We start from the raw sequence: 16,396 nt of genomic DNA, 5'->3' as shown, positions 1-16,396 counted from the left end.
AACGGCTGATACCGTCAATAATTACTAGATTACTCGTTCACTATTGAAGTTCAAAGGTGGTAAGATCATTTCTCGTGTTAGGAAGCTCGCAGCCTTTGGCTCCCCTCTCTGTAAACCGTAAAAATCATCTCATGTCCTTATCGTTACTTTTTCGTTCATGTTTATTTGTTAACTCATTATACTCGCATAAAAAACAAAATCAATATATTTTTTAATTATTTTAAATTTTCAATCTTAAAATCCATAAAAAAACACACTCATCCCTAATAAAGGGACGAATGTGTTTTCGTGGTTCCACCCTTGTTCCAACCCAGACTTATTTCCTTCCAGATTGCTCAAGTTCAGATAACGGCTGATACCGTCAATAATTACTAGATTACTCGTTCACTATTGAAGTTCAAAGGTGGTAAGATCATTTCCCGTGTTAGGAAGCTCGCAGCCTTTGGCTCCCCTCTCTGTAAACCGTAAAAATCATCTCATGTCCTTATCGTTACTTTTTCGTTCATGTCTATTTGTTAACTTATTATAGTTATGAAAATTTTAAAACGCAAGCCTATTTTCACTCACTAATTTAAATATATTTTTTATTATATTTCACAATAACATTTTACAAAGACTGTTCTTATTACGCATCTTACAACTTCCCAACTTATAAACCAGCCGTTCACATATGAAAATCTCATTCTAAAACGCGAAGATCCCCCCTCTTGCTAAAACTATATTGATAAAGAAATTTTTAATACAATCTTTTCGTATAACTTTCTTCTAAAGAACGTGCAACTTCCTCTTCTGAAGCATTCACTTTCGCATGCTCAAGTAACATTTTCACTGCTGAAGGTAGCTCTTTTTTATTTAACCACGATTCTGGATCCCACATTTTTGAACGAATAAAAGCTTTTGCGCAATGAATATAGCATTCTTCTATTTCAACAACAATTCCAAGTAAAGGATTACGTCCATTCGCCTGCATTTCTTTTAATATTTCTTCATCACTTGTAACGTAAGCACGGCCGTTTATTCTCAGTGACTCTCCAAGACCAGGGATAAAAAAGATTAATCCTACGTGCGGATTCGAAATAATATTTAAAATAGAGTCTATACGACGATTACCCGGTCTTTCAGGAATGATAATTTTATTTTTATTTAGGATGTATACAAATCCAGGTGCATCTCCTCTCGGCGAAGCATCACACTCTCCGAATTTATTTGCAGTAGACAATACTAGAAAAGGAGATTTAGATAGAAAATCTACGCAATGATGATCAAGTGATGATATAACTTTTTTCAAAGCGCGTTCACTAGGTTGCCCCAATATTTGTCGTAATTCTTCCTCTGTAGAAATAATCGATTTTATTTCTTTACTTTCAATCCTCACTTATACCCACCCCTTTTTCTTTATTTTCCCAAAATTCAATACAAATATTGTATAATAAAATTTGCAGAAAGGGGAATTAAAATGACAGAGTGGTTAACGATATTTGATCCTGAAAGAAATACACTTGGAAAGAAATTACGTGATGAAGTGCATCGTGACGGCGATTGGCACGAAACATTTCATTGCTGGTTTGTAGAAAAAGATGCTGAAGATATGTTTTTATATTTTCAATTACGCTCTAAAAATAAAAAAGAGGCACCGGGTATATGGGATATTACATCAGCTGGACACATTATGCATGATGAAGATGTACAAATTGGCGGCCTACGTGAAATTGAAGAAGAATTGGGACTTTCCTTTCAAACTACTGATTTAGCATACAAAGGCATCTTTAAAATAGATTATGAAATTTCAAACCTTATTGATCGTGAGTTTTGTCATATGTATTTTCACAATGTAATAAAACCACTTCCATTTGCACCAGGTGAAGAAGTAGATGATGTGATGAAAGTACATGCAACTTCTTTTCTACAACTATTAAAAAGAGATATTTCATCTTTAACGGCTATTTCTGTTTTAAACAGGAAACCGATAACGATAACATTTGAAGATATCTATCCTTATGAACTTGAATACTATGAATTTGTTGTAGAGCAAGGACAGGAATTGCTAAAAAATAATAGTTTGTAAATAAAATAGGACTCCCAGCTTATATTGCCCGAAGTCCTATTTTATTTTTCATTATTGTTCAAGTGTCTTTAATCTTTTCTCTACTCGCATAAATAAGTGAATAATCAACAATAGCATAACAATCAAAATCACTAAAGTTGTATGGGGATATCTAAACAGGATACTAATAATACTTCCTATCAACATCATAATGAATCCATTTTGTTTCATCACTTCTGCACTATATTGATTACCCGCATCCCATAATTCCTTATTTTTCATAGATCGTTTCGTCCGGTAACCGTATGCTGCGTTTATATCTGTCGGTGGATTCTTTTGAAGAATAAGTGCGGCAAGTATAAATATAACACCAATCAATATGCTCATTCCTATGTTTACTAGTGCATACATCAATTATATCCCCTCCTAACTTACACGTTCATTATACGGTATAATCCTGTAATTTCCAATTACTAACATATTTATTTTCTTTCCTTCGATGTTTGGAACATACTTGGAAGTGTTACAAAACGTGCTCCTTTCGTTTTTAACTGCGGAATGATTTTGTCTAGCGCATCTACAGATCCCTGCAAATTCCCACCTGGAGTTGAATGCTGAAGTATTACACTACCAGGAAATGAATTTCCTAACACATTATTTGTGATTGTGTCAGCACTTACACCTTTCCAATCAACTGTATCAACACTCCACTGCACAATCATAAAATTTTGCTCCGTTGCCCATTTCAATTGATTTTCAAGTATTTCACCATACGGTGGACGTATAAATTTAGGAGCATAACCAGCTAAACGACTTAATATTTCTTCCGTTTTTATAATTTGATTATGGTACTCAGCCTCATTTACCTTCGCTAAATTCGGATGATTACACGTATGATTACCAATTACATGCCCTTCATTAGCGATACGCTTTACTACATTCGGATACCTTTCTGCATTTTCACCGAGTAGGAAAAAGGTTGCTTTCACATTATGTTTTTTTAACTTATCTAATATTTTTGGTGTAAATACTAAATCTGGTCCATCATCAAATGTAAGAGCTACTTCCGCTTTATTGTATGGTCCTGAAAATGCATACGCATATTTTTCGACCCATGAAAACGGTGTCCATGATCCCCGATCCTCCTCTTTCATTTGGAGTTGATAATTTTGAGGAACATTTAATTCGTATGGTACTGCGCTTATATAGTCTCCATAATAAAATGAGTTATATGGCATATAAGCATACGAAATATCTCGTTCTAGTCCCCATTGAAATGGAACGAACATTTCTGGTGAATAAAAATAATACATGATAAAAACCTCCCTAAAATTTCATATGTCGCGTATATATACTTTGTTAGAGAATTTCTTATCAATATACAAAAATAAGACTGTCCATTATTAGGACAGTCCTATTACTCAATATAATTAATAAATTACTTTACTATCTCTCGGTAATTTTCTCACATGTTTTAAATAACTTGTCACCTTGTCATCATCACCTTGCGGGTATTGATATCCATAAGCGTTAGCAATCTCATTCGCAACTTCTCTAAACAGATCTCCCATTATAAAGAATGACTCCCATATGTTTTCATATTCTGCATTTGAAAATGTCTTTTTAAATTGCTCCCACATATCTTTTTCAAAATACTGTTCGAAATGCTTTCCAAACTTCCCTGTATTAACTGTAAAGCTTGTTTTCATCCCAATATGCCATTCTAGCATAACAATAAGCATATCTCGCACAGGGCCATCAAGCATTCCTTTCACGTAAGAAAGCTCTTCTCTCCATAGCCCCTTTGCCACATTTGTACTGCACCACCAAAACTCATTACAGCAATCTAAAAATTCTTTTTCTGAAGGCTTTTTTATAACATAATCTTTATCGCTTGTTGGTGGAAATTCTCCAATACAATCGTCTTTATCCAGTAGTAATTTACTTAAACTATCTTGTCCAACGAACTTATTTATCAAATCAAATGGAACTAGCGTTAAATCAATCCGATTCCCATCCGTAAACTGCATTAAATACGGAAACTTTCCATCTTCATCAGCTGGAACTAATGACATTTCTTCAGGCATTTGCACAATCATTATTTCTCCAAATCGTTTAATCCAACTATGATCACACGTAAAAGACTGTATTTCTTTCACAACATAAATAATATCATAGTCTTGAAAACAATCTTTTTTCACATTTGGATTTACACGTGATCCATTCATGATGACAGCTCGAATTCTCTCATCTTCTTTTGCTGTATTTATAATTAAGTCTAGCATTTCTTTTTCAGTTCTCATCTATTCCTAACCTCCAATTTTATATATAAACTTATATTGTTATGTATGTTGGAGGTCCACGGGCTAACTGTGTTGCACACGATACACGTTATAATTTTTGAAACTTCTTTTTCATCCCTTTTACCTCCTTACATCACTCTTTTATGACTGCCATTACAAATCCATCATACCCTTTACTTCCGACAGTTTGAAGCGCTGTAGCACTTACACGTGACTCAGTAGCTATTATCTCATAGAAACGATGTATCCCTTGTACACGGGGATCACTACTTGTATTGTCAATAACTTCTCATTCAAGTTTTTAATGCTTTTCTACCATTCACTTATGATTATACCGAAAATTCTGTTTTATATACAAAAATAAAGAAGGGACATCCACTCCTTTACGAATAGATGTCCCTTCTCTGTTTTTAAATTTAGCACTTACGGATTAGTAGACCAAAGTCCAGCAGATTTAATAAATGTACGTTTATTTAATTTCAGCTGTGCTACGATAAATTCTGCAATATCTTCCGCTTGCATTACTTTATCAGGATTTCCATCAGTTAATCCTAAATCTACCGCCATATCAGTTGCTACTGTACTTGGTGTTAAAGCTGTTACACGAATGTTATGTTTACGGACTTCCATCGCTAACGATTCTGTTAAACCAAGAACACCAAATTTAGAAGCACTATATGCACTCGTTACAGGTGCACCTTTTTGCCCTGCTGTAGATGAAATATTAATAATATCACCAGATTGTTGTTCAATCATGCTTGGTAAAGCTGCACGAGTTGCATAGTATACACCCATTAAGTTTACTTGAATGATTTTTTCCCAATCAGCAACGTCTAATTCTAAAAATTTACCAAACTTAGAAATACCTGCATTATTAATTAAAATATCGATAGATCCTAAACCGTTTTTTAACGTTTCAATTGCAGTAGTTACCTCTTCATATGAAGATACATCTGCAGTCGCAATAACAGCTTTTACGCCTTCTGCTTCCACTTCCTTCGCAACTGCTTTTAAATTTTCTTCTGAACGAGCTAAAAGACCTACATTCACGCCTTCTTTCGCTAATGCGATCGCTACAGCGCGACCAATCCCTCTACCTGCTCCTGTAATTAAAGCATTTTTCCCTTGTAATAATTCTGCCAAGTATAACACTCCTTACTCTTCTCAGTTATTTATTATATTAAAAGTGTATCTATGTTTATGTAAAAAGGCAATGATGCACTTTCATGTGCGTAGGTTACTTATAGGTAACTATAGTAATAATAAATGTACCTTTAAAGAAAAGTAGTGCTAAAGGAACACCCCTAGCACTACTTTTCTTCATGATTAGGAATACGTACAATAAATTCCGCACCATGTCCTTCTATGCTCTCAACCTTTATTTCTCCTTGATGTAGATCGACTACTTTTTTTACTATCGCTAATCCTAAACCGCTTCCTCCATACGCTCGATTTCGTGAAGAATCAGCTTTAAAAAACCGTTCAAATATATGTTGTTTTTGTTCTTCTGAAATACCAATTCCCGTATCATGAATACGTACTTCTACTAATTTCTCATGTTCTTTTAACTGAATTGTAATCGTGCCACCATTTGTCGTGAATTTAATGCTATTATGAATTAGGTTAATCCATACTTGACTCATACTTTCCTGGTCTGCAGTGAAAAGAACTTTCTCTAAATCAAGTTCCAACTCAATTCCTTTTTCATCCCAGAGCGGCTCACTATTTAACACAATCTGTTTCAACTGTTGATCTAATCGATAGGTAACTCTTTCTGGTGAATACTCTTCTGATTCTAAAAGTGTTAACTTTAATAAATTTTGACTCAATTTAGATAATCTCGTTGTTTCAGTTTCAATAATGGTAAGATAATGCTTCCTTTTTTCATCAGTAAGATTATCATCTTGTAGTGCCCGAGCAAATCCTTTTATAGATGTTAATGGTGACTGTATTTCGTGAGAAACATTTGATACAAACTCTTGTCTCATTTTCTCCATTGTATTTAGCTCATCTGTCATATCGTTAATACTTTTTACAAGCACTCCAATTTCTCCATCATACTTTTCTTCATTTCGTATTTTTACGGAGAAATCTCCTTTTGCAATTTTTTGTATCGGTTCAATGATCGTCCAAATCATCGCCTCACGCTTCGGTCTCATTAATACTCCGATCAATACCCAAATAAGAACAATAAATACAAAGCCGACCATATCACTAATTAGAAAAGTAATAAAAGGCGATACGTTTATTTCAAAAGCTTTCATTACACTAGACGATACAAAAAAAGCTATTGACCAAATTATAGTAAGAAAAGTAAAGAGCGCTACTATCGCCCCCATTACTTTTAACATCTTCATCTTACTCATTCTTTCTCTTTGTCTCATTTACTTACCTCTAAGCGATACCCTAAGCCCCTTATCGTCCTTATATTAAACTTCGATAACTCTTCTTGAAACTTTTCACGCAACCGATTAATATGAACGTCTAGCGTGCGTTCATTCCCTTCAAAATCATATCCCCATACGCCTTCTATTAATTGCTCTCGTGAACAAGTTCTTCCCGCTTTAGATCCTAATGTAAAGAGCAACTCAAATTCTTTTAGCGGTAGCGTCACCGTTTGTTCTCCAACTGTAACTTCAAATGTTTTACGATTTAAAAGTACATTCCCCACTTGAATAGTTTGCGATACTGTAATTTGGTAACGTTTCAATAATGCCTTAACTCTTACAACTAATTCTAACGGATCAAATGGTTTCACAAGATAATCATCTGTTCCGAGGTGAAATCCTTTTACTTTTTGAGATGTTTCACCTTTAGCAGTTAGCATAAGAATCGGCATATCATAGTATTTTCTTAATTCATAACATAAATCATACCCATCCATATTTGGCATCATTATATCAAGGATTACCATATCAACTTTTACTTCTTCTATTTTTTTTAGAGCATCCAGTCCATCAACTGCCTCATATGTTTGAAAACCTTCTCGTTCTATAAATACAGAAACGAGTTCTCTAATATGCGGATCGTCATCTACAATTAATATTTTAGGTATCAAGGAATCAAATCCTTTCTGCTTAACATACTTTTTACAACTCTCTAAAATCAACAATCAGTGAAGTTCACCCTCACTGATTGTTTTCATTCTATAATGCACCTTCTTTAATTTTCAACTGCTGCGTTGCAAATTCACGGTACATGTCATGCGTTCGTAATAATTCGTCATGAGATCCACTACCTGTCAAATTCCCTTTTTCAATAAAGATAATTTTATCTGCATCTACTACAGTAGAAAGTCTATGCGCAATAACTAAAGTCGTTCTACCTTTCATTAAGTTATTTAAAGCCTTCTGAACAACCGATTCCGATTTACTATCAAGACTTGAAGTCGCTTCATCTAACATTAAAATTTGCGGATCTCGAAGCAGTGCTCGAGCAATCGCAATTCGTTGTCTTTGTCCTCCAGAAAGTTTCACACCACGCTCTCCCACTTCTGTTGCATACCCGTTTGGTAAATCATGAATAAATGCATCAACATACGCCATCGCTGCTACTTTTTCGATTTCTTTATCAGTCACTTCACCTTCAACACCGTAACAAATATTATCACGAATCGTTCCATCAATTAACGGACTATCTTGTGAAACGTAACCAATTTGACGTCGCCATGACTGTAATGAATATGCTGTAATTGGTTCTTCCCCTAATTTAATAACACCTTTCGTTGGCTCATAAAAACGTTCTAACAATGAGAATAAAGTTGTTTTCCCGCTACCACTTGGCCCTACAATTGCCGTTACTTTTCCGGATTCAATCGTGAAATCGATATTTTTCAAGACTTTCTCTTCTTCGTTATACTCGAAATGAACATTTTCAATCACTATCGGCTGCTTTGCATTTGTAACTTTCACACCAGTTTCATGGTCTTCTACTTCATACTCTAAAATTGTATTAATTCTTTCAGTTGCACCAATCGCCTTTTGGAATTGCGTAAAGAACATAGATAACTGACTCATTGGCATTATAATTTGAACTAAATATAAAATAAACGCTACAAGTTCACCTGTTGTTAATGCACCACTAGAAACTCGCATTCCACCGTAGCCTACGATAATAACAAGTAATGCCATTAATACAAACGACATAACTGGTGAAATTAAAGCTTGCACTTTTCCTTCTTTCAAACCAAATTGCAATAGCTTTTCGATACCTTTATTACCAGTTTCATATTCTCTTTTTTCTGTATTTGAAGATTTCACTAAGCGAATTTCTGATAGTACTTGTGTTAATACACTAGTAAAAGAAGCCGTTTCATCTTGAAGTGCTTTTGAAATCTTATACATTTTTCGTCCAAGTGGAACTAAAATTAGTACCGATAACGGAATAACCGTTAAAAGTAAAATCGTCATTTTCCAGTCTAAAACAAATAATACAATTAATGATCCAATAATTGAGATACCGCCTGTTAATAAGTTTGACAAATGCTCAGCAATTAATGTTTTAACAACACCTGTATCATTTGTCATACGACTAATTGTATCTCCCGTTCTGTTTTGATCATAATAAGACACTGGTAAGATAAGTACCTTTTTCCATAATCGCTCCCTAAGTCCAGCCACAATTTTTTGCCCGATATAATTCAGTAAATAAATAGACAACCCTGCAGCAATTGTTTGCATAATAAAGAATGCAACTAATCCAATAATTTGTCCCGTACTAATTGATGAAATTGAAAAATTATCGACTAAACCTTTTGTTAACATTGGAATAAACAAACTCGCTCCAGTAGAAAGCAAGCTCATTAATAAAGCGAAAATAAGAATGCTTTTCGGTGGATTTGTATCTTGAATGAGACGTAAAAACTGCCTCCAATTCCCTTTTTTCTTTTCTGTATTCCTAACTTCCATTGTCTTTCATCTCCTCGTTATAAACAAAACTATTATTTCTAAAACTAGAATACGCTATAAATGTAAACTGAATGTAAACACACTTTTTCTATTTTTACAAAATATACATATAAACTCATCTTTACAACAAGTATAAATATCTGATATTATTACCAGGTACTTATTATTATTCTATGCGAATTATAGACTACGCATAGAAAATATATAACTAATTTTATCAATTAGCTAATTTAAAATACTATATAAATCTCCAGCATCGAAAGGGGTATCCTTTTTGCAAACAAATACACATTCCGAAAAGGAAACAATCATTTTTATTCATGGATTAGTTGGAAATCGCCGCGCCTTCAAAAAAGAGCATAAACGATTTTCTTCTTCCTACAACATTATAACTTATGACTTATTAGGTCACGGTGAAGATAAAGGAGAAGCTATTGAATTTTCATTGCAGCGGCTCGTAAATCAATTATTGAACTTGTATGAAAAAGAGGGTATTAAAGAGGCTCATATTTGCGCCCTAAGCTATGGCTGTTATATCTCTACGACATTTGCGCAAATGCACCCAGAAAAGGTATTAAGCATTTGTCATATTGGTGGACATTATAACAATCCTTCCCTTTTATATAACGTATTTCAAAAGTTTTGGGAGAAGCGAGGAGATGAATATTCTACTTGGCTTTCTCAATATGCTAATACTATTTTTCCAAGTGGGATATTAAAAGCAAATCCGTTCGCTGTTATTTCACGAAATATTTATTATCGTTTCGGATTACAATTACACTCATCCATTATTGCTGAGTCATTACGACATCGCTTAGAATTCGACTTGAAATCTAAATTAAAAGCACTTCCCCATCCTATATTATGGGTAATGGGAGAACATGATCATCTCTATAAATCTTGTCTCTTTGATTTAAAGTCCATTCTTCCTAACGTTTTATATAAAGAGATCCCGTTGGCTGGACATGCAGCAAACTTATTTCGCCCCAACTACTTCCATGATTTATATGCTAAATTTTTGCATGGAAATTTGAAATAAATGCTACTCTATATTTCTAGTTTATATAACTATGAAAAAGGCTTCCCAAGTTTCCCTGGAAAGCCTTTTCTCTATACAAAAAGTATAAAAAATACTTTTTCTTAGTATGCTTTTGTGTAACCTAATAGGTGCTTACTCCAGTAAGAGTTGCTTACAGAGCTAATGCGTACACCAGTTGCGTCAGTTTCTGCACTGATAAACTGTCCATTTCCTAAGTAAACGCCCATGTGAGAAGGACCTGATTTATAAGTATTTTGGAAGTATACTAAATCACCTGGTTGTGGATTGCTAGTTTTTGTTTTAGAGCTCCAGTATCCAGCAACTGTTTGACGAGCACCTGAATGACCAGTTTGATTTAATACGTAGTGAATGAATCCACTGCAGTCAAAACCAGCAGGTGTTGTACCAGCAGTTCTGTATGGTGAACCATTTAAAGATCTAGCGAATCCAGCGATTGAAGATGTATCTCCACCCGTTGGCGCTGTTGGTTTTTGTACTTGGTTTTGTCCTTGGTTCGTACCTTGGTTACCACCAGTAACTACATTGTTCACTCCGCCTTTTACAAACTTAACAAAGTCTGCACTTACGTAACCAGTGCGGCCGTTATGGTTAATTTTATACCAACCATTTTCAGCACCAGTAACGTTTAATACTGTACCGTTTGTTACCCCACCAATTACAGGGTTATATGTAGCTGGACCTGTACGTACTTTTAAAGCACCTGTGTTAACAACATATGAACCACCAGTTTGAACTGTAGTAGTATTGTTGTTTGTAGTTGGTTGCTGTGTTTCGTTAGATACAGCTGAACCACCTTTTGTTACGAAGTCTTTACTTACGTATCCAGTTCCACCATTGAAGTTAATTTTAAACCAATCTTGAACTTCACCTACAACTTGAACTGTTTTACCTTTGTTTACAGAACCTAAAACAGTATGAGACGCGCTTGGGCCTGTACGTACGTTTAGTGAAGAAACGTTTACTGTATAAGTACCTGTTCCTTGTTGAACAGTAGTTCCTTTATTGCCACCAGTTGTTACGAAGTCCCCACTTACATAACCTGTTTGACCATTTACATTAACTTTGAACCAACCGTTTTCTTGTCCGATTACTTGTAGTACTTGACCTTCTTTTACTTTAGAAATAACGTTATGTCCTGTACCAGCGCCTGAACGTACATTTAATACATCAGCTGTTACTGTGTATTTTAATTCAGAAGTTGTTTCTACATTTTTTGTTTCAGTTACAGTCGTTTGAGTTTGTGTTTGAGCTTGTCCATTAATTTCTTTTAGCGCATCATTTGAAACTTGTGCATGAGCAGAATCCATTCCAGGAACTGCTACGCCTGCTACAGACGCTGCTGCTAAACCTGCGATTACTTTTTTCATAAGTTGTCTTTACTTCCTTTCCCTACTATCCTCTTGAGAAAAACTATAAACTTAATACTTTACAATATTATCAAAGTAAAATATTCATCCAGTTCCATTTTTTAGCAAGAGTTTTATTTTTCACACGTCGTTCATTTTAAACGAATGAAGTGAATTCCGTGTGAACTTCATGTGAACTTTACCATTAAACAGTGTGTTTTTGCAACGATTTTTTCAAATTTCTTATGTATTACATCAAAATCCAATACCTTATTAGTTATTTTAATATAAAATTCACACTTTATATCAAACATAAAAATTTCATTAATCTAATGTAAATACACAATGGTTTTCTAGAAAGTTCTTTTCATGAGGCATATTCTTATCATGACAAAAAATACTTCGTTTATCAATAGTATAATATTTTAAGAAAATTAATTTTCTATATTATCTATGATTTTAAACAAAGTGATAATTTGTAAGATTTCACACACAAAAATCCCGTCCCACTTGTGAGCATTCCAATTCCAAAAACACAATTGACTATTTGTTTTTTTTACTAACTATGGAATCATTAGGGATTAATTGATAAAATATGTATAGTCACATAAAAAGAGGAGTTACATTCGTGGAAAAAATTATAGACGATCACATAAATAATAATATCGAACTATACTATGCTCTTACGCGATTATTATCATTTACAACATTTAAAAAGGTAACAACTATTGAAACAAAGAAATACGAATTAAAAGAGCAGATGAAAACAATTCAGCATACAAGCTCATACCATGTATAAGAAGGTGAACAGATTATCTCTCTGTTCACCTTCTATTTTTCATTTTATTTTATTTGTAAACTTTCACACGAGTTTCTAATGGCTGTGATTCCTTATCCCCTGCAGAGACCACTGGTTTACCAAATGGCATTTGCGCAATTAACTTCCAGCTTTCTGGTACATCCCATTCTTTTCTTACTTCATCATCAACTAACGGATTGTAATGTTGTAATGTAGCACCAAAACCTTCAATTTCTAATGCTGTCCAAATCGCAAATTGCAACATTCCTGAAGATTGTTGAGACCATGTAGGGAAATTGTCTTTGTATAACGCAAAGTTCTCTTGCAAACTTTCTACTACTTTACTATCTTCGAAATATAAAACTGTTCCATAGCCACTTTTAAATGCATTCATTTTCTCTTCAGTAGGGGCGAAATTATTTTCAGGTACAATTTTCCGTAACGTTTCTTTCGTAACATCCCATAATTTGTCGTGTTGTTCACCTAGTAATACAACAACTCTTGCACTTTGAGAATTAAAAGCCGAAGGTGTATGTTTCACAGCATGATAAATCACTTCTTGAATTCTTTCATCAGAAACTACTTGCTCTTTACTTATCGCATAAATAGATCTTCTGTCTTCAATTGCTGAGTAAAAATCTTTTGCCATCACAATTCCCTCCAAATTTTATTTGAGGCAGTATCATATGTACGAAGCATATAATGCCCCTTAAACTTATCAATAATAAGTTCTTAACTTAATATTATCAACAAACAAAAACAAACTCAAATGATATCCCTTAATTTTTCACTTCCTATACTTCAAAAAACAAAAAAACAGCTTATCGTCATCCAAATCAGGATTCAAATAAGCTGTTTGTATTTTTTATATAGCGACCTACATTATTCCTTCACTTAATTAACCAATTGAAACGCATAGGACATTAGCTTTTGTGTTTCTGTAAAACGTTTTGTTTTACCTTTTGTGCCCATGACAACTGTAATAATACGACTATCACCTTGTTTTGCAGTACCTGTAAAACAATACCCTGCGCTATCTGTAAATCCTGTTTTCAGTCCGTCCATTCCTTCTATATATAAACCTTTATTATTCTTGTTTAACATTTCATTTGTGGTTTTAACATTAATATTATTAAATGCTAACTGACTTTGACTTAAGTGCGTCACTTCTAATATCTCTGGATAATCTTTTATAAGATGATACGCTAATTTAGCTACGTCAGCTGCTGTCATTTTTGTTTCACTTCCATCAGGCTCCTGCAATCCGGAAGCATTCGCGAATTTTGCTTTATCTGACATTTCTAACTGCTTCGCTTTTTCATTCATTTGTTGGACGAAGTTTTTTTCTGTCTGAGCTATATGTTCTGCTAAAGCGACAGCCGAATTATTAGCCGACTCAATCATTAACGCATGGTATAAATCATTAACAGTTAATGTGTCATTAACTTGCACTGGAATTTTCGCGCCCTCTGTTTGTGCCGCTTTCGCACTTATTTTCACTGGATCTTCCCAGCGAACTTTCCCATTATGTATACTCTCTAAAAGAAGATACGCCGTCATCATCTTAGACATACTAGCTGGCGCAAAAGCTTCATTTTCATTATATTGATAAATAATATCTCCATCACTCGCATCGATAATCATAGCTGCTTTTGCATCAATTTCCGGTGGGATGTACTTTTGTGGAACTACTTTTTCAGATAGTCCTGTTTTGGGTAGCTCTGCCACTTGTAAAGGCTGACCCTCTATATTGGTTCCACTCTTTTGAGCTCCTTGGAAAAAGAACCAACATATACCCAAAATAATTACTAGTAGGATTGTTACCTTTCCCCATTCTAACCGCTTCATTTCAAAACTCCTTTAGCAAACCTTTAATACATTCACATTTAACCATAACAACAATTACTTTATATCGTCAAGATTAAATAGCATAATTATTCATCTATAGCAATTATTATTTGAATACCTTTCATATATGCTACACTAAAAATAATTAAATTTAAGAATATTCAATAATAACACGAGACAAAAACATTATAAATAGAAAGGATTTCTACAAATGATACTTCCAAAAACATTAAAATACGGTGATACAATTGGGATCTACTCCCCCTCTTCACCAATAACATATACTTCTCCAAAAAGGTTTGAGCGTGCGAAATTATACTTACACCAGAAAGGATTTCGCATACTAGAAGGCTCACTAACAGGTCAATATGATTTTTATCGTTCCGGAAGTATTCAAGAGCGTGCTGAGGAGCTAAATAATTTGATTAGAAACCCTAACATCTCCTGTATTATTTCGACAATTGGGGGCATGAATTCTAATTCATTATTACCCTATATTGATTATGCTGCTTTTCAAATGAGCCCTAAAATAATGATTGGCCACTCCGACGCAACAGCGTTATTACTAGGAATTTATGCAAAAACAGGAATCCCTACATTTTATGGTCCAGCACTTGTTCCTTCTTTTGGTGAATTTGAGCCTTTCGTAGATTACACGTACAAATATTTTGCGGAAACTTTAATAACTGATCAACCTCTTCCTTACAACATAAACCAGCCGTTATTTTGGTCAGATGAATTTATTAATTGGGAAGAAAAAACGAAGGAAAAAGAACTTCGACCGAACAATTGGATTTCAGTAATTGGCGGAAAAGCTACTGGACGTATTATTGGTGGGAACTTAAACACAATACAAGGCATTTGGGGTAGCCCGTACATGCCACATATTCAAGAAGGTGACATTCTATTTATTGAAGATAGTTCAAAAGATGCAGCTACAATTGAAAGAAGTTTTTCATTACTGAAGATTAACGGCGTATTTGATAAAGTTTCAGGTATCATTCTTGGAAAACACGAGCAATTCGATGATTGTGGTACAAATCGAAAACCCTATGAAATACTATTAGAAGTACTACAAAATCAAAAAATTCCTATTCTAGCGGATTTTGATTGTTGTCATACTCATCCAATGATTACTATGCCAATAGGTATTCAAGTGGAGATGGATGCAACAAATAAAACGATACAAATTATAGAACAGTGGAAAATCTAAAGTACACTACCTCTATTCTCTTCAAAACGAAAGCTACGTATTGCCTTCTATTGTTTTACATTAGAAGACATGATACTATATATTTTGGAATGTGAAAGAATCAACAAAGACTATTTCAATATGCATTCTATATGAATAAGAAGCTATTGATTATATACTTCCATTTTAAATATATGTACTTATACGTAAAAGAGAGTGAATATATGAAACCTACTATTAAAAACTATGTATTTCTACATGTAGCCTTCTTGATATATTCTATCATTATGGTTTACATGAAATGGGCTGCGCAATTCCCTATTGCTTCAATCTCATTTTTCATTGCTTATTTCGGGCTCGTTGTACTTTTATTTGGATATGCAATTCTTTGGCAACAAGTAATTAAGCATTTTGAAATATCAAAAGCATATTCACACCGCGGGATTATTATACTATGGTCAATGCTTTGGTCAGTCTTCCTATTTGGAGATACGATACTGTGGAATCATTTACTTGGTGCAGCTATTATTATCGTCGGAATTGTGGTGGTGACAAAAGATGAATAGTTATATGTTATTATTGATTTTCGGGATAATTTTAGCCAATTACTCACAAATTTTATTAAAAAAGGCTACTTTACAACAATATGATTCTAGAATAAAAGAATATGTGAATCCTTATGTCATCATTGGCTACTCTTTATTTGTAATTAATGCCGGATTAAACGTGATTGCCTTAAAGGGGTTAGCATTAAAACAAGCATCTGCATTAGAATCTTTAAGTTACATCATCATATTAATTTTTGGCTGGTATTTCTTAGGGGAAAAAATAACAAAACGAAAAATCATCGGCAACATTATTATCGTCGTTGGTGTAATCGTTTATTGTATACAATAA

General features: G+C 33.9%; 17 protein-coding genes, 1 pseudogene and 2 other annotated features (1 of these 20 only partly in view). Of the genes and pseudogenes, 6 read left to right on the top strand and 12 right to left on the bottom strand.

All coding sequences use genetic code 11. The features are described 5' to 3' along the window. Positions 1-153, bottom strand: a binding site (T-box leader) (it extends 80 nt beyond the left edge of the window). Positions 154-267: 114 nt separating this feature from the next. After that, positions 268-500 (bottom strand) — a binding site (T-box leader). Between the two features lie 236 nt (positions 501-736). After that, positions 737-1,375: a pyridoxamine 5'-phosphate oxidase family protein gene (locus MR109_RS10415; protein WP_242272015.1), complete on the bottom strand. Its 639-nt coding sequence runs from the start codon at positions 1,373-1,375 to the stop codon at positions 737-739. A gap of 81 nt (positions 1,376-1,456) precedes the next feature. Here MR109_RS10415 and MR109_RS10410 point away from each other — a divergent pair, with 81 nt between their 5' ends. After that, the gene (locus MR109_RS10410) at positions 1,457-2,065 is read left to right on the top strand and encodes an NUDIX hydrolase (RefSeq protein ID WP_071720591.1); all 609 of its coding nucleotides are present in this window, start codon (positions 1,457-1,459) and stop codon (positions 2,063-2,065) included. Between the two features lie 51 nt (positions 2,066-2,116). Here MR109_RS10410 and MR109_RS10405 read toward each other — a convergent pair whose 3' ends face one another. The 8 genes and pseudogenes from MR109_RS10405 to MR109_RS10370 form a co-directional block, all read right to left on the bottom strand. Then, positions 2,117-2,455, bottom strand: coding sequence for an SdpI family protein (locus MR109_RS10405; RefSeq protein WP_141548701.1), 339 nt, complete (start codon positions 2,453-2,455; stop codon positions 2,117-2,119). 71 nt (positions 2,456-2,526) lie between these two features. Then, a complete protein-coding gene (locus tag MR109_RS10400) occupies positions 2,527-3,357 on the bottom strand; it encodes a peptidoglycan-N-acetylglucosamine deacetylase (protein ID WP_242272013.1) in 831 nt (276 codons plus the stop codon). A gap of 117 nt (positions 3,358-3,474) precedes the next feature. Continuing rightward, a complete protein-coding gene (locus tag MR109_RS10395; protein WP_242272011.1) occupies positions 3,475-4,347 on the bottom strand; it encodes an aminoglycoside 6-adenylyltransferase in 873 nt (290 codons plus the stop codon). A 133-nt stretch (positions 4,348-4,480) separates the two neighbouring features. Then, positions 4,481-4,636 (bottom strand): annotated as a pseudogene (locus MR109_RS10390) (O-methyltransferase); the annotation flags it as partial. Between the two features lie 134 nt (positions 4,637-4,770). Further along, entirely contained in the window at positions 4,771-5,490 is a 720-nt protein-coding gene (locus tag MR109_RS10385; RefSeq protein WP_000818985.1) for a 3-ketoacyl-ACP reductase, read from the bottom strand. Between the two features lie 167 nt (positions 5,491-5,657). Continuing rightward, positions 5,658-6,731, bottom strand: a complete 1,074-nt coding sequence (gene hitS, locus MR109_RS10380; protein ID WP_242272009.1) for an envelope stress sensor histidine kinase HitS — start codon at positions 6,729-6,731, stop codon at positions 5,658-5,660. Beyond that, positions 6,728-7,405 (bottom strand): envelope stress response regulator transcription factor HitR, encoded by a 678-nt coding sequence (gene hitR, locus MR109_RS10375; RefSeq protein ID WP_098473170.1) that lies wholly within the window; start codon positions 7,403-7,405, stop codon positions 6,728-6,730. Before hitR ends, hitS begins: the two co-directional genes overlap by 4 nt. 88 nt (positions 7,406-7,493) lie before the next feature. Continuing rightward, entirely contained in the window at positions 7,494-9,254 is a 1,761-nt protein-coding gene (locus MR109_RS10370; RefSeq protein ID WP_242272008.1) for an ABC transporter ATP-binding protein, read from the bottom strand. A gap of 274 nt (positions 9,255-9,528) precedes the next feature. Here MR109_RS10370 and MR109_RS10365 point away from each other — a divergent pair, with 274 nt between their 5' ends. Then, complete coding sequence (locus tag MR109_RS10365) at positions 9,529-10,293, top strand: alpha/beta fold hydrolase (RefSeq protein ID WP_002171454.1); 765 nt, start codon at positions 9,529-9,531, stop codon at positions 10,291-10,293. Positions 10,294-10,394: 101 nt separating this feature from the next. On the opposite strand, the gene entFM is transcribed toward MR109_RS10365, so the two are convergent. Further along, on the bottom strand, positions 10,395-11,681 hold the full coding sequence (gene entFM, locus MR109_RS10360; RefSeq protein WP_098473167.1) for an enterotoxin EntFM: 1,287 nt from the start codon (positions 11,679-11,681) through the stop codon (positions 10,395-10,397). Between the two features lie 607 nt (positions 11,682-12,288). Between entFM and MR109_RS10355 the strand changes: the two genes are divergently transcribed. Continuing rightward, positions 12,289-12,459, top strand: coding sequence for a hypothetical protein (locus MR109_RS10355; protein ID WP_002171452.1), 171 nt, complete (start codon positions 12,289-12,291; stop codon positions 12,457-12,459). A 49-nt stretch (positions 12,460-12,508) separates the two neighbouring features. Here MR109_RS10355 and MR109_RS10350 read toward each other — a convergent pair whose 3' ends face one another. Together MR109_RS10350 and MR109_RS10345 are read right to left on the bottom strand one after the other, a co-directional pair. Continuing rightward, positions 12,509-13,108 (bottom strand): nitroreductase family protein, encoded by a 600-nt coding sequence (locus MR109_RS10350; RefSeq protein WP_002171451.1) that lies wholly within the window; start codon positions 13,106-13,108, stop codon positions 12,509-12,511. Between the two features lie 245 nt (positions 13,109-13,353). Beyond that, positions 13,354-14,307, bottom strand: coding sequence for a D-alanyl-D-alanine carboxypeptidase family protein (locus tag MR109_RS10345; RefSeq protein WP_242272006.1), 954 nt, complete (start codon positions 14,305-14,307; stop codon positions 13,354-13,356). Between the two features lie 211 nt (positions 14,308-14,518). Between MR109_RS10345 and MR109_RS10340 the strand changes: the two genes are divergently transcribed. From MR109_RS10340 to MR109_RS10330, 3 genes are all read left to right on the top strand, one after another. Continuing rightward, positions 14,519-15,520, top strand: coding sequence for a S66 family peptidase (locus MR109_RS10340; protein WP_242272004.1), 1,002 nt, complete (start codon positions 14,519-14,521; stop codon positions 15,518-15,520). Positions 15,521-15,723: 203 nt separating this feature from the next. Then, entirely contained in the window at positions 15,724-16,065 is a 342-nt protein-coding gene (locus MR109_RS10335) for an EamA family transporter (RefSeq protein WP_025150004.1), read from the top strand. Next, positions 16,058-16,396, top strand: a complete 339-nt coding sequence (locus MR109_RS10330; protein WP_025150005.1) for an EamA family transporter — start codon at positions 16,058-16,060, stop codon at positions 16,394-16,396. Before MR109_RS10335 ends, MR109_RS10330 begins: the two co-directional genes overlap by 8 nt.

This window comes from Bacillus cereus group sp. BfR-BA-01310, assembly GCF_022664325.1.
Classification (GTDB): domain Bacteria; phylum Bacillota; class Bacilli; order Bacillales; family Bacillaceae_G; genus Bacillus_A; species Bacillus_A paramycoides.
Note: the sequence above shows the minus strand (reverse complement) of the source record. Positions and strands in the feature narration are given on the sequence as shown.

Excerpts from the sequence above, each read along its gene's own strand:
- MR109_RS10410 (WP_071720591.1), top strand. The coding sequence starts at position 1,457 with ATGACAGAGTGGTTAACGATATTTGATCCTGAAAGAAATACACTTGGA.
- MR109_RS10405 (WP_141548701.1), bottom strand. The coding sequence starts at position 2,455 with ATGTATGCACTAGTAAACATAGGAATGAGCATATTGATTGGTGTTATA.
- MR109_RS10400 (WP_242272013.1), bottom strand. The coding sequence starts at position 3,357 with ATGTATTATTTTTATTCACCAGAAATGTTCGTTCCATTTCAATGGGGA.
- MR109_RS10395 (WP_242272011.1), bottom strand. The coding sequence starts at position 4,347 with ATGAGAACTGAAAAAGAAATGCTAGACTTAATTATAAATACAGCAAAA.
- hitS (WP_242272009.1), bottom strand. The coding sequence starts at position 6,731 with ATGAGACAAAGAGAAAGAATGAGTAAGATGAAGATGTTAAAAGTAATG.
- MR109_RS10370 (WP_242272008.1), bottom strand. The coding sequence starts at position 9,254 with ATGGAAGTTAGGAATACAGAAAAGAAAAAAGGGAATTGGAGGCAGTTT.
- entFM (WP_098473167.1), bottom strand. The coding sequence starts at position 11,681 with ATGAAAAAAGTAATCGCAGGTTTAGCAGCAGCGTCTGTAGCAGGCGTA.
- MR109_RS10350 (WP_002171451.1), bottom strand. The coding sequence starts at position 13,108 with ATGGCAAAAGATTTTTACTCAGCAATTGAAGACAGAAGATCTATTTAT.
- MR109_RS10345 (WP_242272006.1), bottom strand. The coding sequence starts at position 14,307 with ATGAAGCGGTTAGAATGGGGAAAGGTAACAATCCTACTAGTAATTATT.
- MR109_RS10340 (WP_242272004.1), top strand. The coding sequence starts at position 14,519 with ATGATACTTCCAAAAACATTAAAATACGGTGATACAATTGGGATCTAC.
- MR109_RS10335 (WP_025150004.1), top strand. The coding sequence starts at position 15,724 with ATGAAACCTACTATTAAAAACTATGTATTTCTACATGTAGCCTTCTTG.
- MR109_RS10330 (WP_025150005.1), top strand. The coding sequence starts at position 16,058 with ATGAATAGTTATATGTTATTATTGATTTTCGGGATAATTTTAGCCAAT.